Source organism: Corynebacterium sp. J010B-136 (assembly GCF_002967075.1).
Lineage (GTDB): Bacteria > Actinomycetota > Actinomycetes > Mycobacteriales > Mycobacteriaceae > Corynebacterium.
Genome location: NZ_PUGE01000001.1, coordinates 367,103 through 391,107, shown reverse-complemented (window position 1 = coordinate 391,107; position 24,005 = coordinate 367,103). Strand labels below are relative to the sequence as shown.

Here is a 24,005-nt window from a genome sequence, read left to right as displayed (position 1 = left end):
GCGCTCGTTTTCTGACAAAATGCAGGTAACTTGTTAGGCTATTACGGTTTGTGTGAGGCACAAGGGGACTAAGATTTAGATTTACTGGTTACGCAGCGAAGGGCAAAAGGAAACGTGAACGATACCGAAAAGGAGCTAGCGGAGCTTGTCCCGCTGGCTGTGGACGGCAGTCGTCGTGCGATGCAGGACATACTGCGGATCATTTACCCGCAGGTCCTGCGCTATTGCCGCGCCCGTATCGGGGGAGGGCGCCAACCCACTGCAGAAGATGTCACCCAAGAAATTTGCTTGGCCGTAGCTAATTCAATTTCTACTTACGTAGATAAAGGCCGCCCGTTTATGGCGTATGTCTACGGAATCGCTTTTAATAAGGTCACCGACGCGCACCGGGCGATGGGCCGGGATCGCACTTTACCCACCGAAGAAGTGCCGGATGAAGTGGATCAAAGCGATAATCCAGAAGATTTCGCTTTGCTTAACGATGGTAGTAACAGAGTTCGTTCTTTACTCGATACATTAAGTGACAAGGCCCGCAACATTATCATCTTGAGAGTGTTTGTTGGGCTGTCTGCGGAAGAGACCGCGGAGGTTGTAAATTCCACCCCCGGCGCTGTACGCGTTGCCCAGCACAGGGCACTAGCGCAGCTACGGAAGGTAGTAGGCGCAACCAACGAAAACTGACGGAGACTTAAATCTTTATCCATTGTTCGTTATAAATCGATAGTGACATAAATAAAATGACTAATCGCCAGGGAAAGGGGGAGTAGACATGGTTAAGAAAAATAATGATGGGCCGGGTTCACCTGAGTCCATGGCTGAGCAGCTTCAGCCGCTGATCGACGATGATGCTTTCCTGACCGAGCTTTCCTTAGGTAATGATCCTTCAGATGGTGCGGATGAGCTTGCTGCACTGTTTTTGGAGCTGCGTGAAGACGTTGAACGTCAAATGCCTGCTGCGCCGAAGGTTGAGGGCGCGGATTTAGAACCTGAAGTTATCTCTTTGTCGAGCGCACGCAAGCGTCGCCGCAGAAACCGTCCGCTTATGAGCGGACTAATCGGTGCAGCTGCCGCAACCGTGTTGATTGCTGGCTCAGGTGCCGCAATCTACAACGCAGGTCCGGGATCGCCGCTATACGGCATGAACCAGAGCCTGTTTAGCTCTTCTGATGATGCCTTCGTGGAGCTTGCGAGCACCTTAGAAGAGATGGATGCGGCTGCTGCTTCTGGCGATTTAGCGGGTACCCGCGCGCTGTTGGAAGAAGCACGTAATCTTGCAGCCCGCGCACAAGGTGATCGTCGCGCTGCCGAAAGCGAAGCTAGCGAGGCCAGCCGGGCATCGCGTGCCAATAAGGCTAATACCACCACGGTGACTGAAACTGTGCGTGCTCCTGAATCTTCGCCGAAGTCGCAGACTCCAGAGCCAAGCGCAACGCCAGAAACCGAAACCACCACGACCACGGTGGTTGAGCGCTACACCGACACGGTTGTGGAGACCACCACGGTCTATGACAACACGGTGCCTAACCCGTTGCCTTCACCAACGGATACCCCAGAGCCGACTGAAGACCCAGACAACCCTGATGATGGGCTAGCGCCACCGCAGGTACAGCGTTAAGAACAAAGCCTCTGCTTCCTCCCAAACTACTGGGAAGGAGCAGAGGCTTTGAAGCTTTTAACGGAAGCGGTGCGAGTGCATGCCGTCGATAAAGCCCACCGCGTATTCCCACGGCACGTAGCGATTAGGGTCAGGCTCGGCGCCAGGCTCGTGGACGGCCGAGAGTTCATCGTTAAGCATGCTCTTCATATTTGAAGCCATGATGTCCCACTCATAAAAGTGGGGCTCTTCGCAGTCCTCACAAAACATGAAAATGCCATCAATTCCACGTGGGGACAGGTGCTTGGCAAACTCTTGCACAAGCTCTAAATCGCGGTTAAGCGCAAAGCGCTCTTCCGCGGTCAATGGCTCGACGTGCTCATCATCCTCAATGAAAGATGCCGGATCATTGGGATCATCAGCAAAGGGATCTTTGGGCATATTGGCGAAAAAGTTCACACTTCGAAGCCTAGGTAATACTTTCGGTTTAGGCAATTATTCAGGCACACCTTATTAACTGGATTACACGGATATGTATATCGCGCCGATAAGGATTAAGGTAGTGAAAAAGAAAAGCGTGTGCGAAGGAGAAGACCCGTAATGACCGAAAATCGTGTTTCTACCGGTGGAGATGACCCAAATAAGGTTGCACTGCATGGCTTGACGTTTGATGACGTGCTGCTGCTACCTGCTGAATCCAATGTTGTTCCGTCGGAAGTAGACACTTCGGCGCAGTTCACCCGAAATACTCGTTTAGGTATTCCTTTGGCGTCGGCTGCGATGGACACGGTCACTGAGGCGCGCATGGCCATTGCCATGGCACGTCAGGGTGGCATTGGTGTCTTGCACCGCAACTTGTCCTCAGAAGAGCAGGCGGAGCAGGTCGAAATCGTCAAGCGCTCTGAGTCCGGCATGGTCACCGACCCAGTGACCGCGAATCCGGATATGACCATCCAGGAAGTTGATGACCTGTGCGCACGCTTCCGTATCTCGGGTCTTCCTGTGGTCAACGAAGACGGCACCTTGTTGGGCATTTGCACCAACCGCGATATGCGCTTTGAGCGCGACTATTCCCGCAAGGTTTCTGACATCATGACCGCTATGCCGCTGGTTGTGGCAAAAGAAGGCGTCAGCAAGGAAGAAGCCCTGGATCTGCTGTCGACGAACAAGGTAGAAAAGCTGCCTATCGTTGATAAAAACAACAAGCTGGTCGGTCTGATTACCGTTAAGGATTTTGTAAAGACCGAACAGTTCCCGAATTCCTCCAAGGATGCTTCAGGCCGCTTGCTGGTCGCAGCAGGTATTGGTACCGGCGAGGAATCTTATGAGCGTGCAGGCTTGCTTGTCGATGCCGGCGTGGACGTTCTCATTGTCGACTCCGCACACGCGCACAATAACCGCGTGCTGGAAATGGTCTCACGCGTCAAGAATGACTTCGGCTCCAAGATTGATGTTGTCGGCGGCAACCTGGCAACACGCTCGGCAGCAAAGGCCATGATCGAAGCTGGCGCAGATGCCATCAAGGTGGGCATTGGTCCTGGTTCTATCTGCACCACCCGTGTGGTTGCTGGTGTTGGCGCACCACAGATTACCGCGATCATGGAAGCAGCTACCGTGGCTTCTGCTGCAGGTGTGCCTTTGATTGCAGACGGCGGCATGCAGTACTCCGGTGACGTTGCTAAGGCTTTGGCTGCTGGCGCGGACTCGGTCATGCTGGGCTCGATGTTCGCAGGCACCCTGGAGGCTCCTGGTGACATCGTGATTGTCGGCGGCAAGCAGTACAAGCGCTACCGCGGCATGGGTTCGATGGGCGCTATGCAAGGCCGTGGCCTCTCCGGCGAGAAGCGTTCTTACTCCAAGGACCGCTACTTCCAGGCGGATGTGTGCAGTGAAGATAAGCTGGTTCCAGAAGGCGTGGAAGGCAAGGTTCCTTACCGCGGCGAAATTGGTCAGATTACCCACCAGATTGTGGGCGGTCTGCGCGCGGCAATGGGCTACACTGGCTCCGCTACTATTGAAGAGCTGAAGACCAAGCAGTTCGTGCGAATTACCACTGCTGGCTTGGCTGAGTCGCACCCGCACCACCTGCAGCAAACTGTAGAAGCTCCGAACTACCGTTAAGGATTAAAAATAATTCATGCGTGACTACGTTGAAATTGGTATTGGCCGTGAGGCGCGCCGAACCTATGACTTAGCTGATATCTCTTTGGTGTCGAACCGCCGTACTCGTTCCTCCTCGGATGCGAGCACGCAGTGGCACATTGATGCCTACACCTTCGACATCCCCGTGGTTTCTCACGCAACGGATGCTTTGGCCTCCCCAGAGTTTGTCATTGAAATGGGCAAGCAGGGCGGATTAGGTGTCATCAATGCTGAAGGTTTGTGGGGACGCCACGAAAACCTCGACGACGCTATCGCGAAGGTCTGCCAAAACGCTGGTGACCTTTCGGTGCTGCAGGAACTTCACGCAGCTCCGCTAAACCCAGAGCTATTGTCTGAGCGTATCTCCCAGGTGCGTGATTCCGGCGTGACCGTGGCGGTACGTGTTTCTCCACAAAATGCCCGTGAGATTGCGCCTATTGCCATCGCTGCTGGTGCAGAGTTGCTGTTCATTCAGGGGACCTTGATTTCGGCAGAGCACGTTTCTACCGGTGGCGAGCCGTTGAACCTCAAGGAATTCATCGGCACGCTGGAAGTTCCAGTAATTGCCGGCGGCGTGGTGGATTACACCACCGCATTGCACTTGATGCGCACCGGTGCTGCAGGCGTTATTGTAGGCGGCGGCGTAAACACCAACGCTGAGACCGTCGGCATCGACGTCCCTTTGGCTACCGCTATCGCCGATGTTTCGGCCGCGCGCCGCGATTACCTGGATGAAACCGGTGGCCGCTACGTGCACATCCTGGCTGATGATGACCTGACCTCTTCGGCAGACATGGCTAAGGCGATTGCTTGTGGCGCGGACGCTGTTATTTTGGGTCCACTTCTGGCACAAGCTCAAGAAGCCGGCGCGAATGGTTTCTACTGGCCTGCTGCGGCGGGACACCCACGTTTCCCACGTGGAGTCGTGGAATATGTCGGCCCAGTGGATTTTGATGTCGATGGCATCGAAGAAAACAACCAGCCGAGCCTCGAAACCGTCTTGTACGGTCCTTCCAATGAGCCTTTCGGTCAACTCAACCTCGTCGGCGGATTGCGCCGCGCGATGGCTAAGTGTGGTTACACGGACTTGAAGTCTTTCCAAAAAGTTGGGCTTGCTGTTCGCTAAGTATCGCTAAAGAAGCGCAAGGGCCGTTCGGAGTTATTTTTCCGAACGGCCTTTTTCGATCCCTAAAGCGGTTTCTTAAAGCGCTAGCTGCGCACCTTACTGACGCGACGAAGACGTTTACGCAAGCTTCGTTTAGCAGCTGGCGGATACAGCGCTCCCTCGACATTCGCATCCGGTTCGGGGACTTTCTTCGACGGTTTCGCCAGCGTTTGGATGATGGAAGCCAGCACCACCAGCAAAATAGCGGAGATTTTCAATGCGCTGAGGTTCTGCGAGAGCAAAATCCATCCGAAAAGCCCCGCGAAGACGGGCTCCAGCGAGATGAGCACGGAAAATACATTCGGAGCCAAACGTCGCAGCGCGACAAGTTCCAGAGAGTAGGGGATAAGCGAGGCAAGTACTGCTGTACCCACCGCGATGAGAAGAAGGTTCCAGTCGGTAAAGATCACTAGAGCTTTGGTTCCAGACAGCGGTGAAATTAATGCTCCACCGATAATCAGCGCGCCGGCGAGCCCACCTTGACCCGGGACCAGGGTGCCAACATTTTTAGAAGCCAGAATGTAGCACACCCAAAATCCTCCGGCGATGAGCACGAAGGTAACGCCGAGCAGGCTTAAAGGCTCCCCAGTTAAAGAATCCACGCCGAGGAAGACCATGCCCAAAAGAGCTAGCGCGACGCAGGCGGCATCCCGGAAGCTTCGTGAGAGGAAGGCAGCTAGTGCCAAGGGCCCTAAGAACTCAATGGTCACCGCGGCACCGAGGGGGATGTACGCGATACCGTTGTAGAAAAACCCATTCATAAGTCCTAACGAGGCACCAAAAAGCGCGACGCCAACCCATTGTTTGCGCGTCCAGGTATGAAACTTCGGGCGCGTTATCACCATCAAGATCGCACCCGCCATGAGAAGGCGAATCGACGCTGTACCCCAGGCGCCGGCGTGCGGGAAGAGCTGGATGGCTAAAGCCGCGCCGACCTGCAAAGAAATACACGAGCCGATGATGCATAAAACTGCGTATGGATTGGTCATACATGTATTTTGTGATAAATCATTCTGTTAGTCTATCTACAATTATTGACGTTAATAGTTAAGTTTTTCTACCACATAATTCTATGAGATTCTTCGGAGCGAAACATGCTCGATTTACACCGTTTACGCATTTTGCGGGAGTTGCGCAGGCTCGGCACAGTAACGGCTGTGGCGGAGCTTTTAAGCTATACGCACTCGGCGATTTCCCAGCAGCTCGCGCAGTGCGAAAAGGACGTCGGGGTCAAACTCTTTGAGCGCTCGGGCCGTCGGATTGTGCTTACTGAGCAGGGCGAGCTCTTGGCCAATTATGCTGATGAGCTTTTAGCGCTTGCCGATGCCGCGCAGTCCGCCGTCATCGACTCCACCTCCCAGGTCCGCGGGCGGATTCGGGTGGCCAGTTTTCAGGCAGCGCTCGCATCTATCTTGCCCAATGCTCTGGATTCGCTAAAGCATAAGTATCCCGAGCTGCGGGTGGAGATTACCCAACTCGATATTGAAAGTGCGATGCCCGCTTTATCGAAGGGGACCGTGGATCTCATTCTGGGGGAGGATTACCCGGGCGTGATGCCTTTGACTGATAACACCGTGGAGCGAGAACATCTGATTGATGATGAATTAGTGCTCATCACTCCGCAGGATTCCACGTTGACATTTCAAGATGTCAAGGAATTAGCAGGGCATGAAGGCCAGCCGGAAGTGAGATTTGCGTTGGACTCGGTGGAATTTTCACTGCGGAGATTCTTCCAAGCCTATTGTCTGCAATATGGTTTTGAGCCCCGGGTGGATTTTGAAACCCCAGATCCGTTCCTCCAGACCTACTTGGTGCGCACGGGGCATGCGTATTCGGTGACCTCGGCACTATTTGGTCCGCTGCAGCCTGGTGTGCGCTTCGTGCATCTCCCAGGCCGCCCGCACCGCACGTTATACACAGCTGTACGTGCTGGACGTGGGCAGCATCCAGCACTTCGCGCCTTGCGGGAGGCATTGGCTGAGTCGGCCGCTCAAATCGCAGCGCAGTCCGTCGTCGAACCGGGAACGGAATCGGGAACAGAACATGGCAGTAGCTGAAATCATTGCGGCTTTAAGCACCGCAGTTAGCCCGCGCTATCTGTTTGTCGTGGTGTTTATCGCAGCCGGTATCGCCATGATCAACAAGGTCTCGCTACGGCTAGCCTTATACGTGCCCACAAGCCTCGTCCTGGCGCAGGCAGTGACCACCGTGTTGAAATACACCATCCAACGTCCACGCCCGCCGATAGAAGATCAGCTGGTCTATACCCACGATCCATCTTTTCCTTCAGGGCATTCTTCCGCGGCTTTCGCGGTTGCCACAGCACTAAGCGTTTTGTGGCTTAGCAAAACCTGGCGCGTGAAATACCCGTGGGTGTGGGTGGTCGTGGCGGTGGTGGGGGCATCGGCAAGCGCTGCATCCCGGCTGTACTTAAAGGTGCATTGGCTAAGCGATGTGACTGCCGGTGCCAGCATTGGGATAGCGGCCGCGATAATCGTGTGGATGGTTTACCGCCGCAGGCCGCGGGTGCGTTAAACTACCTGTGTGACTCAACCTGCAACAACTCCGCGCCCAGTCCTCGTGGTGGATTTCGGTGCCCAATACGCACAGCTGATTGCTCGTCGCGTACGTGAGGCATCGATTTACTCCGAGGTAGTCCCACATTCCGCCACCGTTGAAGAGATCAAGGCCAAGAACCCTGCTGCTTTGATTTTGTCCGGTGGCCCGTCCTCTGTTTATGCCGATGGCGCCCCGCAATTAAAGCCTGAACTATTAGAGCTTGGTGTGCCAGTCTTTGGCATCTGCTACGGCTTCCAGGCCATGAACCATGCTTTGGGCGGCAACGTTGCGCAAACCGGTGACCGTGAATATGGCCGCACCGAAATCACCCATACCGGTGGCGTGCTGCACGACGGCTTAGAAGAAAACCACAAGGTCTGGATGTCTCACGGTGACGCCGTGGATAAGGCACCTGAGGGCTTTACCGTGACCGCATCGTCGGCTGGTGCGCCGGTTGCGGCGATGGAATGCGTGGCCAAGCAAATGGCTGGTGTGCAGTACCACCCCGAGGTTATGCACTCCCCGCACGGCCAGGAAGTGCTCGTTCGCTTCCTCACCGAGGTAGCCGGGCTGGAGCAGACCTGGACCTCGGCAAATATTGCGCAGCAGCTTATCGATGATGTCCGCGCGCAAATCGGCCCTGAAGGCCGCGCTATTTGTGGCCTGTCGGGCGGCGTGGACTCTGCAGTTGCCGCAGCGCTCGTGCAGCGCGCCATTGGCGATCGTTTGACCTGTGTATTCGTGGACCACGGTCTGCTGCGCGCCGGTGAGCGTGAGCAGGTAGAAAAGGACTTCGTGGCTTCTACTGGTGCGAAGTTGATTACCGCGCACGAAGCTGATGCTTTCTTGTCCAAGCTTGCTGGCGTTACCGATCCTGAGGCTAAGCGCAAGGCTATCGGCGCGGAATTCATCCGTTCCTTTGAGCGTGCCGTGGCACAGGCTTTGGAAGAATCTCCTGAAGACTCCACCGTGGACTTCCTTGTCCAGGGCACCTTGTACCCGGATGTGGTTGAATCCGGCGGCGGTGACGGCACCGCAAACATTAAGTCCCACCACAATGTTGGCGGCCTGCCTGATGACGTGGAATTCGAACTTGTCGAGCCACTACGCCTGCTGTTTAAGGACGAAGTCCGCGCCGTCGGCCGCGAGCTCGGCCTGCCTGAGGAAATCGTTGCCCGCCAGCCATTCCCAGGCCCTGGCCTAGGCATCCGCATCATCGGTGAAGTCACCGAGGAGCGTCTGGAAATCCTGCGTCAAGCAGACCTGATTGCGCGCACCGAGCTGACCAACGCTGGCCTCGACGGTGATATCTGGCAGTGCCCAGTCGTACTGCTTGCCGATGTCCGCTCCGTCGGAGTCCAAGGCGACGGCCGCACCTACGGCCACCCAATCGTGCTGCGTCCAGTGTCCTCCGAGGATGCCATGACCGCCGACTGGACCCGCGTTCCTTACGACGTCCTAGAGAAAATCTCCACCCGCATTACCAACGAAGTCAACGACGTCAACCGCGTGGTCGTCGATATCACCTCCAAGCCACCAGGAACCATCGAGTGGGAGTAAAACTTCTAGGAAGTTTTACTTAGAAGAGTAGGACTCCTATCGATTTTTACTTGGAAGCGTACGACGAAGCCCCAGCCAGATATGTATCTGAGCTGGGGCTTCGCTTTTTGTTATCTCTAAGTTAGGGAAGCGTAGATGAGAAGCGCGCCGATGATAAACAGTGCGGCTGCAAGTAAGAGATTTACCCGCTCCATGGAAATCGTCCCCACGCTATGTGCTTGCTTCTTACTAGACAGAAGCAACAAGACGACTAACGATGATGAAATAGCTATCAGTGAATACAGCAACATTGAAACGAACAGCATGGCGCCATCGCCTTCCGCCAGCAAGGTGAGTACTGCACCGATAAAAGGCACAGAAGTCACCGACTGAACGACACCAAGCACAATGCCCAGGAAGATAGCTGCGCCGGGGGAGCTATAGCAACGCTTGGTTAGTTTGTTCGCAAGATCCCACAGAGACGTGCCCTTATTTCGCGTAAAGAATGCGAACACAGCAAGCAAGCACAACAAAATTCCAAGGAACGGATTTTCTCCAAGATGCGGCGGAGACCAACCCGAAAACCGAACGACAAGACTCACCCCGAGGGCCGAGACGCAGATGCCTAACCAATCACCCACGACGCTAAGCGTTAGTTCGCGGTTTCTCACGCCCTGAAACCTGCCGAGGAAAATAATGATCCACAGCAGGAGATTAAAGGAATCAGCCAATCCCAGGAGAGAAACACTGAAATCTATCATCTAGTCCCCTCCGAAAAGGCTTCATTCGCCATCACCGCATGCGCGGCGCAATCTTATCAGAGACATCACAGAATTCTTTTAAGGTGCCATCAAAGGCGATGAGTTCGGCGCGGAATTGCCAGGCGGTCCCGCGGGCGTCTAATTTTCTGGCGAGCTCGTCAATCATCAACAGGTGGTTGATGCTTAACTCGCGTTCTTCAGCGAGGGCTATGGATTCGCCTTGGAAGCGTGAGGAGCTGACCGTAAAGGGCCTCGGAAGGCCCCGAAATCACGAAATCGAGTTGCGTGTTGAGACGCAACTCGATTTATTAGGGGCTAACTAGTGACTTCCTGCGAGCGGTTACCTGCCGGTGGTGGCGAGAGCCTTGTCAGCCTCTTCTGCCATGTAGCCGTAATCGATGGTGGTGGTGCCGATACCGGCATCGATATCGATGGTGAGCTTCGCATCATCGTGGTGCAAGTCAACACAGTTGCTTTGACCAATTCCGGAATCACACGTGATATTAACCGGGGTATCTTCTGGCAGGTCCAGGTTGATTGCACCGATACCGCCATCGATGGTGATGGTGCGGTCTTGCGTCATGTCATCCAGACCTTCAGTTTGTGACAGGTCAAGGGAGAAAGTACCGATACCGACGTCGTAAACATCCGTGACGGCTTCTTCATTTGCGGGAGTATAAGAGCTCGTGCCCCAATCGGAGGAAGTCCAGCTTGGGCTATTAGCTGCAAAGCCGAAGGCGAGGAGGATGCCGCCGATAATCAGACTCCATACCGCGATAACCGCGGCGGTAATGCCGAGCACGCGACCCCAGCGGCGCTTCTTCTTCGGTTGTGGTTCCTGGACTGGTTCCGGGTCGGGCAGGTGCCAGGTATCAGGTGCGGCACCAAGCGGGTCCCAGGCCGGTGGGGTGGTGCGGCCGTCGGGGAAGGGGTAGCCATCGACAGGCTCGAACATCGACAAGTCAATATGCTCATCACGTGGTGGCTCAGTGTGCTGTTGCGGGGTAGCCAGCAAGCCGGCCGGCGCGTCCGGGCGACGCTTGTGCAGCAAGTACCAGCCACCGACACCGGCCGCGATAGGCAGCAGCATGGTCAAAGAACTCGAGGAGAAAATCAGCGGAAGGATAAAGCCTACAGCGAAGATAATCGCCAGGGTCATGCCCAAGGACTTCTCCGAAGTGGATTTACCATCAGAATTTTTTGGAAGGTCCTTCTTCTCTCCAAAGGCATCTTCAAAAGGCGAGGTGGTCTTGGAGTAGCGCGGCATGAACATCCACGCCAGCAAGTACAGCGCAATCGAACCGCCCCAGCAAAAGGCCGTGACGACGAATATAACGCGAACCAGGGTGGGGTCTATCTGATAGCGAACCGCGATGCCCTCGGCCACGCCGGCAATCTTGCCGCCGCCACCTTGATCGGATGGCAGGCGTACTGGGCGTGATGCCCACATTTCATTGAACTGCTTCTTTACGTCATCGAAGGTGGTCGTGGGGGCATCGCTAAGCGATGCGTTATCATCGCCCTGCTTATCTGACTTGGGGCTCTCGGAACGCATCTCAGTGAAAGCAGAAGAGATGCTTTCTTTGGCTTCAGTAAAAGCATTGGTGATTTCTTCCATGAAATCAGGCTGTGGCTTTTTACCGTTCGCGCTTGTTTGGGTGCTGTCCGCTTGCGCGTTGTCCGAAAGATTCGATGGTTTCTTGTACGGATTGGATTGGGATGATGCTCCGTGGGCATCTGGGCCGTATGGGGAAGGCTCGTAGGAAGTCATGAGTTAATTATCAAATCCACAGCAAAAAATTACTATCGGGGACTGCCCTGATCTTTTTGATTCAGGGTTCTCCCCGATACCCTCGGGGGCATCGGCCGTGCCACAATAAAGCCATGACCACTCCTGCGCCTTATGCAACTGCTGAGCGCCCTGAACCATATCCACGCTTAAAACGTGCCTCTGATGGCAGCGTGGTGGCGGGCGTCGCTTCTGGTGTGTCCGCACACCTGAACGTGGATGTACTTCTTGTCCGTGTCGTTTTCGCGGTTGCGGCTTTGGCTTCTGGCGTGGGCTTATTCGTCTACGCCGGGTTGTGGATGCTGGTGAAAGCCGGCGATGTTCACCCTGTTACTGGTGCCTTCAGCGAGCGTTTCGCGGGGAAGTTGCCGCGCGGTGTCAACGGTTTGATTATTGCCTTTGCCATTGTGGGGCCAATTCTCTTTGCCACCCTGGGCGCGGGATTATCCCTGGCTGCTCTACTGCCGCTGATTATCGTGGCCGTTGGTGCTTTCTTAGCCTGGCGCGCCTATGACCGTGGGCTCAGCGGTACCACTGGCATTATTAGCGTGGTCTCTGGCGCGGTGCTGGTCTTTTCCGGCGTACTATTTATGGTCTTAAGCTGGCAGGGAAATGACTCTTTCGGCTCTGCCGTGCTGGCTGTTGTGCTGACCTTGGGTGGTATCGGTGCGCTGGTGGTGCCACTGGGGATTCGCATGTGGAATCAGCTCAGTGAACAGCAAGCAGCAAAAGCTGCATCCGATGAGCGCGCGGAGATTGCCTCGCGTTTACATGACTCGGTGCTGCAGACCCTTGCCTTGATACAAAAGCGTGCCGATGACCCCCAGGAAGTCGCACGCCTCGCCCGCGGACAAGAGCGTGAGCTGCGCGGCTGGCTTTTCGATTCGGAAGAAAAGACCTCGCAATCTGTCTTTGCGGCATTAGATACTGCCTGCGGTGAGGTTGAGGACCTCTTTGGTATTGCAATTCGTCCGGTGACCGTCGGCGAAGACATCCCGCTGGCGGAAGACACCAAGCTTACGGTGATGGCCGCGCGCGAAGCCATGGTCAACGCTGGAAAGCATGCCGGTGTTGACTCGGTTGATGTCTACGCCGAGCACCTCGCCGGCGAGCTGTCTATTTTCGTTCGCGACCGCGGTGCAGGCTTTGATTCGGAGTCTGTCCCCGAAGACCGCCACGGTATCCGCGATTCCATCGTCGAACGCATGAACCGCATCGGCGGCACGGCGAAGATTAAGTCCACACCCGGTGAGGGCACCGAGGTTACGCTCACCATCGCGAGTTAAAGGTTTTTATTTTTATGCTTCGAGGGAGCGTCGTTTAGCTGCCGTGTAACCTTGTGAACATGGTGAATGTCTTTCTGGTTGATGACCATTCCGTATTCCGTGCTGGGGTGCGTGCTGAACTAGGAAATGCTGAGGGTATTTCCATCGTTGGAGATGCCGGGACGGTCGCTGAAGCAACCAGTGGAATTACAGAAACTAACCCAGATGTTGTGCTTTTGGACGTTCACATGCCAGATGGTGGGGGACTGGCGGTGCTGAGCAATATCACCAAAGCGCAGCCAGGCGAGGATGGTCCGAAGTTTCTTGCGCTATCAGTCTCTGATGCGGCAGAAGACGTGATTGCGTTGATCCGGGCTGGAGCGCGTGGATATGTCACCAAGAATATTGGTGGTGCAGAACTTGCTGAGGCCATTGAACGTGTCCATAGCGGCGATGCGTATTTCTCTCCACGGCTGGCAGGTTTTGTCCTCGATGCTTTTGCCTCCGGTGAGCCGGCACCCGACCCGGCGGGTGGCCCGGACTCTGAACCGGAGCCAATTTCCGACCCGGTCGTCGATGCGCTCACGCGCCGCGAGCTAGAAGTGCTGCGGCTTTTGGCGCGCGGCTATACCTACCGTGAAATTGGTCAAGAGCTGTTTATTTCCATTAAGACGGTGGAAACGCACGCCTCGAACATCTTGCGCAAAACACAACAGTCGAATCGCTATCAGCTCACGCGCTGGGCAGCGGATAGGGATTTGGATTAACCCTAAGCTTGAAGGGGGCTTTTTATCCATAAAAAGCCCCTTGATCTGCACTTATTGTGCAAAGCCCAGCTGGCTATAGGCTAGTTTTGTGTAGTTTTAGGCTACTTTTCGATGCCGCAAAAAGTGTTCGATAAAACTACCAGCGCTTTCGAACATATAGTTGCAATGTGTCCATTGCGGGTTGCATACTAATACCGTGAATCAAACAAGTGTTCGTCACGGTAGTGTTGAAGGATCTGCTGCCGTTGACCTGGAAGGCCTTAGTCGCAGTGAGCGTGTTGCTGCGCTGCGCTCGCGTATGGCAGCACTTGGATCTGAGCAGGCTCCGGAAGTTGAAGAAGTCGCAGATGAAGACGTTATTGGCGTGCCTTCGGAGCTTTCTTCCGTGCTGCCGGGAGGCGGCATTCCGCGGCGGCAAGTGATGTCTTTGTCTAATTCGCCGGCGTTGGCGGTCGAGATTATTTCGCATGTTACCGCCGCTGGTGGGCATGTTGCGGTGGTCGGGTGGCCGGAGTTATTGCTCGCACAGGTCGTCGAACAGGGGGATTTGTCACGGGTGGTAGCTATCCCGGACCCCGGCGCTGATCCGTGGAGCATTACCGGAGTCTTGGTCGAAGGCATGGACGTGGTCTTTCACCACGGCGCGCCGGTGGAACTAAGTCCTGCGCGGGCACGGCCAATTTTGGCCAGGGTGCGCGCCGGGCAAGCAGCTTTGGTCACTATCGACGCACGGTTGCCGGGCACCGCGTTGCACATGGACGCGAGTGTGGTGGGCTATCACGGGATTGGCCGCGGCACGGGCAGAATCCGGGGCGTCGATATTGCGGTGCGGACAGAAGCCAAAGGCATGCGCCCGAAGTCCACCACAATTTTCTGCGGACAGCGGGCAAATAAGCCCCAGCCACATGGGCCACGGCCGAAGCTGAGGGCAGTATGAGTGATGGACAGCCTCGTATTGCAGCATCACGGATAGCGGCGCTGTGGTTTCCAGACTGGCCCATTCAGGCAGCGCAGATTGAATATTCCTCGCTGACCGGTCCCATTATCGTGGTGCGGCATCACCACGTGGAGGTGTGCAACCGCGCGGCGCGGGCGGCCGGGGTCAAGCGCGGGATGCGGTTGCGGCAGGCGCAAGCCATTTGCAGTGAGGCCACGGTGGTGGAATCCAATGAGGATCGTGATGGCGCGCTCTTTGCGGTCATCGCGAGCTCTTTGGACGATGTGGCTTCGTCGGTGGAGGTGCTGCGCCCGGGGCTGGTTATCGTCGATGCCGGCGCGGCAGAGCGGTTCCACGGTGAAAAGGCCATGGAGATGCTCATTGACTCCGTCGCGCGCCAGGGCGTGGACACCACGGTGGGTGTCGCTGACGAGATTGCTACGGCGATCATTGCCGCGCGCGATCAGGAGACAGGACAGGTGGTAGCTCGTGGGGCGTCTAAAGATTACTTATCGATGCAACCCGTCTCCGTCCTCTCCGCCGAAACCGCCTTGGGGATTCCGCATGAGTTAGTACAGCAATTTCAGCAGCTGGGCCTGCGGCGATTAGGCGATGTGGCAAGCCTGCCTTTGCGTCAGATGGTCAACCGTTTCGGGCCACCGGGTGCGCGGGTGCATGACATTGTGACGGCGCGGGCGGATCGGAAAGTTGCGCCGGAAGAAGCGCGCAGTGACTTGTCGGTCGCGGTGATTCCTGCGGATCCGATTGCGCGCGTGGACTCGGCGGCCTTTGCAGCGCGCCAGTTGGCGGCGAAATTACATGAAAAGCTAGCTGCTGCAGGCGTGGTGTGCCTACGGCTGAAAATCCGTGCGGAGTTTAATCGTGGGCAGGCGCTCGAGCGTATTTGGCGCACGCGCGAAGCATTAAGCGAGGACGCCACGGCAGACCGCGTGCGCTGGCAGCTCGACGGTTGGCTCACCGCCACGCGAGCGGCAGACGGACATCCCGCAGACGATGCCGAGTCAGAGGGCGCGGGCATTATCGAGCTGTCGCTGGAACCGCTGGAAACCAGCGCGCCGGATTTCATCGGCCAGCTGTGGGGCAGCGGTAGCTCCGATGAGCATGTTAAAAGGGCTATCTCTCGCGTGCAGTCGACGCTGGGCACGGATAAAGTCTTGCAGCCCTGGGCAGCCGGTGGCCGGGGAGTGGCAGAGCGGGTGGATTTTGTGCCCTATGGCGATGAAACCCCACAGAAGAGCGACAAACTGTGGCCCGGGCAGATTCCGGGGCCCTTGCCCGCGCGTCGTGGCGGAGGGCCCCAGCACCCTGCGTCACGCATTCGGCTTATCGATGCCACCGCGAAAGACGTCGTCGTCACCGCCGAAGCGGTGCTGTCCTCGGTGCCTTATGCCATCGGCTGGGGCAAGCATCGCTACAAGGTGGTGGGCTGGGCAGGTCCGTGGCCTGTCGATACCTTCTGGTGGCAGCCGCAAAACGCAGAGGATCCAGAAAACCCACGGCGGGTGGCGCGGTTGCAACTGGTGGGCAAGGCCGAAAATGAGCCCTATGAAAGGGCGTGGTTATTGCAGTGGGTCGCGGGGCAGTGGCGAGTGGAAGCTACCTACAGCTAAACCTATAGCTAACGCAGGATATCGATGACGATGCGCTTGGGGTCTTCTAAAACCTGTACTGAATAGGGGCGGGCTTCATCCAGGCAGATGAAAAACTGCGAGCGCCCCTCATAGGTGCCGGTGCTGATGACCTGGGAGATGAAACCGCCCTGGCTAGAAACGGTATGAAGCTCAGGGTCTTCCATGTTGAGTTCATGCGGGTAGACGGTGCCATCGATATTGACGTTAAGCGTGATACGCCCATCGTGTTGCACGAGTGCGCCAGAGCCTTGCTGCATGGGCTTATCCGTGTAATCAATAAACCAGCCCGGATCGCCATTGCCGTCTAGGTCCAAGACCACGCGCTCAAAGCTGTCGTGAATTCCAAGGCGGACATCAGTAACTAGCAGCTGGGCAGGTTTATTGGGACGCGAGGTTTTCATCGCGACATTAGTATCGCCCAGCGGAGAGATTCCCGATTTGGTAGACGCCGCCATGGTGACTTGGTCTTTGCCCTCCACGCTGCATGCACAAAGCGTCAGTGATGTTGTAAGCAGCAACGCTGGCACCGCGCGGAGGGATTTATTCATGTGAAATACAATAATCGGAAATGCAAAGGATTGCGAACTTTCTAGTACCAAATTTTCTTAATGCTTTTGACCACCTAGGTAGAGTGAAAATATGACTGTCTGTTCTGATGTTCAAGGCGAGCCGCTTGCAGGAAGCGCGAAGCAAGGCCGCGCCTATGTGCTATTTGAGTGGCCTGGTGGGTGGTCCCGTGACGTGCTAGACGGCAAGACCTTTTCTAAAGAGCTCACATCGCAGCTGAAAAGAAAGCTTAAGGAAGCCGGAAAGGGTGCTGGCCTGCAGCTTATTCGCCGTCCTGGCCGCGCCGGTCGCGATGTCGGCCAGCTGCACCGCTGCTATTTAGTTTGGGCTGAGCAAGAAATCATGGAATTAGTACTGCTGGAAGGCCCAGAAGAAATCCTTACTCTGGATTTGTCGGGGCCGGGTAAAAATGGCGCCGAGGTCATCGATAAGCCTGTGCTTTTAGTCTGTACCCACGGCAAGCGCGATGTCTGCTGTGCGGTCAAAGGTCGCCCGCTGGCCGCCGAGCTCAGTGAGCATTTTGGTGAAGACCTCGTGTGGGAAGCTTCGCACATGAAAGGCCATCGCTTTGCGGCCGTAAGTTTGCTGATGCCCTGGGCCTATTCTTTCGGCCGCTTGAACGCCGAGGCCGGCAAGCAGCTAGTGAATGCTGCGCTCAACAAAGAGTATTTCTTCCCCGGCAACCGCGGCAATGGCTTGTTGTCTGGCAGGGGACAGGTCGCAGAGCTAGCGGTGGCGCAGCAGCTTATCGATGCCTCCGAGCCCCTCCACTACGGCGACCTCAGCGTGATCGACGAGGACCCGAAAGGCAAATACCACCAGCCCGTGGAAGTAACCCACGTAGATGGTCGCAGCTGGCGCGTGGAGCTAAAGAAAAAGGAAGTCTCCGGTGTTATCTCCTCCTGTGGAGACAAACCAAAGACTTCCTCAGCCTGGGTAGCTGCGCTTTTAAAAGCCGCGCAGCCACGTTAAAGCGGCTCAGCTACGTTAAGCCGCGCAGCCACGTTAAAGCGTTTCTCGTCTTTTCCGTCGTTAAACGCGTTAGCGTTTTAACGACGCATGATCTTGGCGGACAGCCAGTTGCCGAAGAACTGCGCTGCCTGAACCAGGACGATGATGATAAGGGTTGCCACCAGGGTGACTTCCCACTCGAAGGCACGGTAGCCGTAGACAATTGCGAAGTCACCCAGGCCGCCGCCGCCGACGTAGCCGGCCATCGCGGACATATCGACCACACCGATGAACAGGAAGGTGTAGCCCAAAACCAGTGGGCCAAGTGCTTCGGGGATGATGACGGTGGTGATGATGCGCCACGGACCTGCGCCCATGGCGCGGGCAGCTTCAATCACGCCAGGGTCGATGGCAACTAGGTTTTGCTCGACGATACGAGCAACCGCAAAGGTCGCGGCGATAGCCATGACGAATGTTGCGGGGTTACGGCCAATCGACGTGCCCATCACAGCCAAGGTGACGGGCTGGACAAAGGCCAGCAAGATAATGAACGGAATCGGGCGAACAAAGTTCACCAGTACGTTCAACACGGTGTAAACCACGCGGTTTTTCAAGATGCCCGATGGGCGCGTGGTGTAGAGCAAGATACCAATGAACAACCCCAAAATGCCCGCCACCAGCATGGTGACAATGACCATGATAAGGGTGTCTTGGATAGCGGTGGTTAGCGTGCTGCCCAGGCGATCCCAGTCGGCTTCTGCCAGATAGTTGATGTTCATCGGGTGATCTCCTGAATATCGGTCGTGGCGTTCAAGGTGTTGTAGAAGTTCTGGATTGCAGCCTGTGGACCGTTAAGACGAACGGTCATCTTGCCAAAGGAATGCTTTTGCAGCGTGGTCACACCACCGTGGACGATGGAGATATTAACGCCGGCGTTGCGGGCATCGGCAGCCGCGCCAAAGAAGCCGGAGTCCTCAGCCAGCTCGATGGTGAACAGGCGGCCATCATAAGCCAGCAAGTCATCGGCTTCGACCTGGTCAGGAGTGTTACGCAGCGAGGTAGCCACGAAGCTTTGCGCCACGGAAGTCTGCGGGTTGGAGAAGACCTCGTAGATAGAGCCCTGTTCCACGACGACACCGTTTTCCATCACCGCAACCTTGTCAGCGATAGAACGAACAACTTCCATCTCGTGAGTAATCACTACGATGGTGATGCCGAATTCCTTATTGACCTCACGCAGAAGCTCGAGCACTTCCTTGGTGGTGGAGGGGTCAAGGGCGGAGGTGGCTTCATCGGCAAGCAATAGCGTCGGGTTGGTAGCCAACGCACGCGCGATACCCACGCGCTGCTTCTGACCACCTGAAAGCTGCTCCGGGTAGTTGCCGCCCCGGTCAGCCAAACCAACGAAGTCCAAGAGTTCAGCCACGCGCTTTTTACGCTCAGCTTTCCCCATGCCCTGCAGCTTGAGCGGATACTCAATATTGCCCGCTGCGGTGCGTGAGGTAAACAGGTTGAACTGTTGGAAAATCATGCCGATATTCTTACGAATTCCGCGTAATTTAGACTCCGGCATCTTCGCGATGTCGGTGCCGTCCAGTAACACGCTGCCCGAAGACGGCTGATCCAGTCCATTAATCATGCGCACCAGCGTGGACTTACCGGCACCGGAATAGCCGATAATGCCCATGATTTCGCCTGCTTCCACAGTCAGCGAAACATTGTCTAGTGCTTTAATCTCAGCTTTTTTCTGTTTGAAAACCTTGGTGAGATTGCGGAATTCTACCCGCGTTCCAACAGTGCTCATGGCTTTACTCATTTCAGTTGGAAACCCCGCCAAGCGCGATTCGCCGACGGGGTATTCGATGTGTACTTAAGAAATCTTAGCTGTTGCGCTCTGCTTCTTCGAGGCGGTCCAAGATTTCCTGCAGCTCTTCCTGAGTGCGCTCTACCTGAACGGAAGTGCCCTTGGCATCTTCATCGACAGCAGCCTGGACTTCTGGGGAGTGCCAGAGTTCAGCCAACTTCTTGATGGTCTCGTTGTCTGCGTCTTCTGCGCGGACTACGAAAGCGTTGATGTAAGGCTCAGCCTCAGGAGAGGAAGGGTCATCCTGGAAGACAGCCAAGTTAGGGTCAATGCCTGCGCGGTCCAGGAAGGAGTTGTTGATGATTGCTGGGGTGCCCTCGCCGTAAGCAGAAGGGGTCTGTGCAGCGTCAACTGGGGTGATCTGAACCTTGGAAGCCTCGGTGTCGATGTCAGCTGGGGTTGGGGTAACCAGACCCTCTTCCTTCAAGGTGATCAGGTCAGCCTGAACCAGAACGTTGATGGCGCGACCCTGGTTGGATGGGTCATTCGGGATAGCGATGGATTCGCCCTCAATGCCGTCGAGGGAGTCGTGGTCCTTCCAAAACAGTGCCAAAGGAATGATTTCGGTGGCCACGATTGGGGTCAGATCCGAGTCGTTGCCGACGTTGTACTCTGCCAGGAACTTCAGGTGCTGGAAGTTGTTGGTGTCCAGCTGGCCCTGCTCCAAAGCCTGGTTAGGGGTGGAGTAGTCAGCGAAGTTCTCGATTTCGATATCGATGCCTTCAGCCTCAGCTGCCTCTTCCAGCGCAGCCCATGCCTTCTTGGCGGCATCGGTGGTGCCGACGCGGATTGGGCCGTCTTGCTCTGCGGACTCGGAATCGCCGGAAGCGGAGTCGGAGGAATCAGAGGAGCAGGCAACCAGGCCAGTTGCAGCGATAACTGCTGCCGAGGTAGCGGCTAGTACGCGACGAATCTGCATGTCTATTACGTCTTTCTTTTCAAAACGGAGGTTGTGGAAACAGGGATTAGTGGTTTATTGCTGGATTGAAATTAACAACTAGCGAACCGCTTTGTCTATTCGACGTTTTATTCACGATGGTTGCAATAGGTGTTTTCGCTGCCTGTAACCAGCTTGTATAGCAATTTTCACGCCGCTGAATATTAATAGACCGCACTGTTTCTCGCAGCTTTTTGCTAGGGCGCCTGCTGGCTGTCGCGGGCGAGATGCCCGTTCCTTGGGGATTAGAACAGGAGTTCGCATTGGGTGTAGTGTTTTCGCTATGAGGTTCAACGGCGGAAGTCAGCTGTCTTGGTCGCGCATTGAAAGGATTTTATCCGGCCGGCCAGGGCCTACTCCCGTGCGGGTTTATGACGATTCGCCACAGCTTATCGATGCCACCCCGCGCCGTCCTAAGGCCCAATCTCAAGTACCTTTTGCGGAACTACATGCCATCTCATGCTACTCCTTTTTAGCTGGAGCTTCCGAACCAGAAGAGATGGTGGATAGAGCAGTTGAGCTGGGGTTAGAAGCTTTAGCGATTGTGGATCGTGATGGCTTTTATGGCTTGATGAAATTTGCCGAAGCAGCTGCTTTGCGTGAACTGCCGACGGTCTATGGCGTGGAGCTGTCCATCGGCAAAGGCCTGCTTGCGATCGCGCGTGGGCCAGAAGGGTATCGGCGTCTATCGCGACTGGTGGCGCAGGCGCGGATGGCGACGGGCGAAAAAGACGAAGTGCGTTATCCTTCACCTGCGGAAGTTGCCGAACACCTGGGCGAGGAGTGCGTTATTATCGTCGGTTACGAGTGGGCAGATGAGCTTGACGAGCTGGTGGCGGCTTTTGGCGCCGAGAATGTGGTGCTGGAATATGCCGCAACACTTAAGCCAGAAGATACTGACCACCACGACATAGTAGATGCCATGTGCGCGCGGCATCAGTTGCGCGCGATTGCTACCGCGCTGCCGGCTGCCGCGACGCGCACGCATACGCGCTTGGCCGCGGCGAAGCACGCATTGTTTCGGCGGGAATCTTTGGAACAGGCAGAACCGGCCCAACATCCCATGGGTGCGCAGTGGCTGCGCTCGGGCGAGCAGATGCGCATGCTTGTGCCCAACCGCGCTGAGGAAATCGCCTTTACCGTTGAGCTTGCTCGAGCGTGCGCATTTACCTGGGACGCGCTCGCCCCGAACCTGCCGCACTGCGAGGTACCCGAAGGTTTTGATGAAATGAGCTGGCTGCGCGAGCTTGTCGCCCAGCGTGCCCCGCAGCGCTACCGTGCGCACCCAAAGTCGTGGGACAAAGCGAAAAAGCAGATTGAGCATGAGCTGGGGGTCATCGAAAAGCTAGGCTTTCCCGGCTACTTTCTGATTGTCACCGATATCGTCGATTTCTGTTCCCGCAACAGTATCTTGTGTCAGGGCCGTGGTTCGGCGGCGAACTCCGTGGTGTGTTTTGTCCTCGGCATTACTAATGCGGAGCCGATTTCGGCGCAGTTGTTGTTTGAGCGCTTTTTATCCCCGGACCGCGATGGCCCGCCCGATATCGATGTTGATATTGAATCTGGCCGTAGGGAAGAAGTCATTCAGTACGTCTATGATTTCTACGGCCGTGACCGCGCCGCGCAGGTAGCGAATGTAATTACCTACCGCCGCAAGGGCGCGCTTCGCGATGCCGCGCGTGCCTTGGGCTACCCGCAAGGCGCCGGCGATGCGTGGTCGAAAGGTATTGCGGATCCTCCCGCAGACGTCTCTAACCTTGCCGAGCAATTTCGCGGCCAACCCCGGCATTTAGGCATCCACTCAGGCGGTATGGTCTTATGCGACCGCCCGATTGCCGATGTCGTGCCCATGGAGTGGGCGCGCATGGATAATCGTTCGGTGCTGCAGTGGGATAAAGACGACTGTGCCGCAGCCGGGCTGGTGAAATTCGACCTGCTGGGCTTAGGCATGCTCGAAGCTATTCACCACATGGTGGATTTGGTGAAAGAAACCCGCGGCAAGACCATCAATCTCTGGGAGCTGGACCTTGCGGACCCGGAGGTTTACGCGATGTTGTCGCGTGCCGATGCCGTGGGGGTATTCCAAGTCGAATCCCGCGCGCAGCTAGCAACCCTGCCGCGTCTTAAACCCCGCCGCTTTTTTGACCTAGTGGTGGAAGTTGCCCTGATTCGTCCCGGCCCCATCCAAGGTGGTTCGGTGCACCCGTATCTGCGCCGGCGCAATGGGGAAGAAGAAGTCACCTATGATCATCCGGTGCTGGAGAAATCCCTGGGCAAGACCTTAGGTATTCCGCTGTTTCAGGAACAACTGATGCAGATTGCTGTCGATGCAGCCGGCTTTACCGGCGCCGAAGCCGACGAGCTGCGCCGTGCGATGGGCTCGAAACGCTCCCCAGAGCGTATGGAGGCACTGCGCCAGCGTTTCTTTACTGGCCTGTGGGAAACCAACCAGATTGAGGGCGAGGTCGCCTTGACCTTGTGGAATAAGATCGTGGCGTTTGCAGCCTATGGCTTCCCCGAATCGCACGCACAGTCTTTTGCCTCCCTGGTGTATTTCTCGGCGTGGTTTAAGCACTATTACCCGGCGGAGTTCTGCGTCGGTTTGCTGCGCGCGCAGCCCATGGGGTTTTACTCGCCGCAGTCGCTTATCCAGGATGCCCGCCGGCATGGGGTGCGCATTTTGCCCGTCGATGTCAACGCCTCTGGCACCGAGGCCCGCCTCGAAGCGCACTCAGATGGTGCTTTTGCCATTCGCGTGGGACTCAACCTCGTGCAGGGACTAAGCAAAGTCACCGATCGCATTGAGGAGAATGCGCCGTACAAGGACATGGCGGATTTAGCGCGCCGGGCTGATTTGAACACGGCGAATTTGGAGGCACTGGCAAAAGCAGGTGCGTTGGATTGCTTTGGGCTAAGTCGCCGGCAAGCGTTATGGAATGCGCGTGTGGCGGCAACGGAGCGCGAGGGCATGCTGCCGGGGCTAACGATTACCGAAGCTCCCGCGCTGCCCGGGATGAGCCTGATGGAATTGGTAGCGACCGATATTTCCTCGACGGGTGTTACGCATAATCTGCAGCCAATGCAGCTAATTCGCCCACCAGGCGTGTTAACCGCGGCGGAGTTAAAGACTGCCGAAGACGGTTCGCGGATTCGCGTGGCGGGTATTGTCACCCACCGCCAGCGCCCGCAGACCGCGAGCGGCGTGACCTTTTTCGGCCTCGAAGATGAAACCGGGCTGATTAATGTGATGGTGACCCCGGGGCTGTGGAAGCGCAACAAGGTCGTTGCGCGCACCGCGAAGGCTTTGGTGATTCGCGGAATTGTCTCTAACGCTAATGGAGCAGCAACAGTTACTGCCGACAAATTGGAAGCACTCGATGTGGGAAGTTTCTTCTCACGCGGCAGCCGAGATTTCCACTAGACGTGCGAAGAATTCGCACTTTCGGGAAAAGGATCGCCAAATTGGCTAACCAGCCTGTTTGGCTAGTTAGTTTTTGCTAGCGGTGGGGAGCGCCT

At 56.2% G+C, this 24,005-nt stretch carries 22 protein-coding genes; 13 read left to right on the top strand and 9 right to left on the bottom strand.

Annotation, left to right across the window (positions count from 1 at the left end; translation table 11 throughout):
• Positions 1-114 precede the first annotated feature (114 nt).
• Entirely contained in the window at positions 115-681 is a 567-nt protein-coding gene (locus C5Y44_RS01680; RefSeq protein WP_066840284.1) for a sigma-70 family RNA polymerase sigma factor, read from the top strand.
• A gap of 88 nt (positions 682-769) precedes the next feature.
• On the top strand, positions 770-1,615 hold the full coding sequence (locus C5Y44_RS01675) for a hypothetical protein (protein ID WP_105323384.1): 846 nt from the start codon (positions 770-772) through the stop codon (positions 1,613-1,615).
• A gap of 57 nt (positions 1,616-1,672) precedes the next feature.
• On the opposite strand, the gene C5Y44_RS01670 is transcribed toward C5Y44_RS01675, so the two are convergent.
• The gene (locus C5Y44_RS01670; RefSeq protein ID WP_066792488.1) at positions 1,673-2,053 is read right to left on the bottom strand and encodes a DUF5319 domain-containing protein; all 381 of its coding nucleotides are present in this window, start codon (positions 2,051-2,053) and stop codon (positions 1,673-1,675) included.
• Between the two features lie 141 nt (positions 2,054-2,194).
• Here C5Y44_RS01670 and guaB point away from each other — a divergent pair, with 141 nt between their 5' ends.
• Positions 2,195-3,715: an IMP dehydrogenase gene (gene guaB, locus C5Y44_RS01665; RefSeq protein WP_105323383.1), complete on the top strand. Its 1,521-nt coding sequence runs from the start codon at positions 2,195-2,197 to the stop codon at positions 3,713-3,715.
• Between the two features lie 16 nt (positions 3,716-3,731).
• Positions 3,732-4,862, top strand: coding sequence for a GuaB3 family IMP dehydrogenase-related protein (locus tag C5Y44_RS01660; RefSeq protein ID WP_105323382.1), 1,131 nt, complete (start codon positions 3,732-3,734; stop codon positions 4,860-4,862).
• 83 nt (positions 4,863-4,945) lie between these two features.
• On the opposite strand, the gene C5Y44_RS01655 is transcribed toward C5Y44_RS01660, so the two are convergent.
• Complete coding sequence (locus C5Y44_RS01655) at positions 4,946-5,890, bottom strand: DMT family transporter (RefSeq protein ID WP_105323381.1); 945 nt, start codon at positions 5,888-5,890, stop codon at positions 4,946-4,948.
• Positions 5,891-5,995: 105 nt separating this feature from the next.
• Here C5Y44_RS01655 and C5Y44_RS01650 point away from each other — a divergent pair, with 105 nt between their 5' ends.
• From C5Y44_RS01650 to guaA, 3 genes are read left to right on the top strand one after another with little or no spacing between them, the layout of a single operon-like run.
• Positions 5,996-6,958 carry a LysR family transcriptional regulator gene (locus C5Y44_RS01650; protein ID WP_105323380.1) on the top strand — a complete coding sequence of 321 codons (963 nt, stop codon included), beginning with the start codon at positions 5,996-5,998 and terminating at the stop codon, positions 6,956-6,958.
• Positions 6,945-7,436: a phosphatase PAP2 family protein gene (locus C5Y44_RS01645; protein WP_105323379.1), complete on the top strand. Its 492-nt coding sequence runs from the start codon at positions 6,945-6,947 to the stop codon at positions 7,434-7,436. The genes C5Y44_RS01650 and C5Y44_RS01645 overlap by 14 nt, the downstream gene beginning before the upstream one ends.
• Positions 7,437-7,445: 9 nt before the next feature.
• Positions 7,446-9,020, top strand: a complete 1,575-nt coding sequence (guaA, locus tag C5Y44_RS01640; RefSeq protein WP_191374215.1) for a glutamine-hydrolyzing GMP synthase — start codon at positions 7,446-7,448, stop codon at positions 9,018-9,020.
• A 116-nt stretch (positions 9,021-9,136) separates the two neighbouring features.
• Here the strand turns inward: guaA and C5Y44_RS01635 are convergent, their stop codons facing one another.
• The 3 genes from C5Y44_RS01635 to C5Y44_RS01630 all read right to left on the bottom strand — a co-directional run bounded on the left by C5Y44_RS01635 (position 9,137) and on the right by C5Y44_RS01630 (position 11,531).
• Positions 9,137-9,760, bottom strand: a complete 624-nt coding sequence (locus C5Y44_RS01635) for a hypothetical protein (protein WP_105323378.1) — start codon at positions 9,758-9,760, stop codon at positions 9,137-9,139.
• Positions 9,761-9,791: 31 nt separating this feature from the next.
• On the bottom strand, positions 9,792-9,926 hold the full coding sequence (locus C5Y44_RS13550) for a hypothetical protein (protein WP_255411973.1): 135 nt from the start codon (positions 9,924-9,926) through the stop codon (positions 9,792-9,794).
• A 174-nt stretch (positions 9,927-10,100) separates the two neighbouring features.
• Positions 10,101-11,531 (bottom strand): PspC domain-containing protein, encoded by a 1,431-nt coding sequence (locus C5Y44_RS01630; RefSeq protein WP_105323377.1) that lies wholly within the window; start codon positions 11,529-11,531, stop codon positions 10,101-10,103.
• Positions 11,532-11,644: 113 nt separating this feature from the next.
• Here C5Y44_RS01630 and C5Y44_RS01625 point away from each other — a divergent pair, with 113 nt between their 5' ends.
• The 4 genes from C5Y44_RS01625 to C5Y44_RS01610 all read left to right on the top strand — a co-directional run bounded on the left by C5Y44_RS01625 (position 11,645) and on the right by C5Y44_RS01610 (position 16,149).
• Positions 11,645-12,835, top strand: a complete 1,191-nt coding sequence (locus tag C5Y44_RS01625; protein WP_105323376.1) for an ATP-binding protein — start codon at positions 11,645-11,647, stop codon at positions 12,833-12,835.
• 59 nt (positions 12,836-12,894) lie between these two features.
• A complete protein-coding gene (locus tag C5Y44_RS01620) occupies positions 12,895-13,581 on the top strand; it encodes a response regulator transcription factor (RefSeq protein ID WP_105323375.1) in 687 nt (228 codons plus the stop codon).
• Positions 13,582-13,777: 196 nt separating this feature from the next.
• Positions 13,778-14,518 (top strand): hypothetical protein, encoded by a 741-nt coding sequence (locus tag C5Y44_RS01615; protein WP_105323374.1) that lies wholly within the window; start codon positions 13,778-13,780, stop codon positions 14,516-14,518.
• The gene (locus C5Y44_RS01610; RefSeq protein WP_105323373.1) at positions 14,515-16,149 is read left to right on the top strand and encodes a DNA polymerase Y family protein; all 1,635 of its coding nucleotides are present in this window, start codon (positions 14,515-14,517) and stop codon (positions 16,147-16,149) included. Before C5Y44_RS01615 ends, C5Y44_RS01610 begins: the two co-directional genes overlap by 4 nt.
• A gap of 8 nt (positions 16,150-16,157) precedes the next feature.
• On the opposite strand, the gene C5Y44_RS01605 is transcribed toward C5Y44_RS01610, so the two are convergent.
• Positions 16,158-16,718, bottom strand: a complete 561-nt coding sequence (locus C5Y44_RS01605; RefSeq protein ID WP_105323660.1) for a hypothetical protein — start codon at positions 16,716-16,718, stop codon at positions 16,158-16,160.
• A 91-nt stretch (positions 16,719-16,809) separates the two neighbouring features.
• Between C5Y44_RS01605 and C5Y44_RS01600 the strand changes: the two genes are divergently transcribed.
• A complete protein-coding gene (locus tag C5Y44_RS01600) occupies positions 16,810-17,709 on the top strand; it encodes a sucrase ferredoxin (protein ID WP_105323372.1) in 900 nt (299 codons plus the stop codon).
• A gap of 77 nt (positions 17,710-17,786) precedes the next feature.
• On the opposite strand, the gene C5Y44_RS01595 is transcribed toward C5Y44_RS01600, so the two are convergent.
• The 3 genes from C5Y44_RS01595 to C5Y44_RS01585 all read right to left on the bottom strand — a co-directional run bounded on the left by C5Y44_RS01595 (position 17,787) and on the right by C5Y44_RS01585 (position 20,471).
• Entirely contained in the window at positions 17,787-18,467 is a 681-nt protein-coding gene (locus tag C5Y44_RS01595; RefSeq protein WP_066792498.1) for a methionine ABC transporter permease, read from the bottom strand.
• On the bottom strand, positions 18,464-19,492 hold the full coding sequence (locus C5Y44_RS01590; RefSeq protein WP_105323371.1) for a methionine ABC transporter ATP-binding protein: 1,029 nt from the start codon (positions 19,490-19,492) through the stop codon (positions 18,464-18,466). The genes C5Y44_RS01595 and C5Y44_RS01590 overlap by 4 nt, the downstream gene beginning before the upstream one ends.
• Positions 19,493-19,568: 76 nt before the next feature.
• Positions 19,569-20,471 carry a MetQ/NlpA family ABC transporter substrate-binding protein gene (locus tag C5Y44_RS01585; protein ID WP_105323370.1) on the bottom strand — a complete coding sequence of 301 codons (903 nt, stop codon included), beginning with the start codon at positions 20,469-20,471 and terminating at the stop codon, positions 19,569-19,571.
• Between the two features lie 301 nt (positions 20,472-20,772).
• Here C5Y44_RS01585 and C5Y44_RS01580 point away from each other — a divergent pair, with 301 nt between their 5' ends.
• On the top strand, positions 20,773-23,910 hold the full coding sequence (locus tag C5Y44_RS01580; protein ID WP_105323369.1) for an error-prone DNA polymerase: 3,138 nt from the start codon (positions 20,773-20,775) through the stop codon (positions 23,908-23,910).
• Positions 23,911-24,005 lie beyond the last annotated feature (95 nt).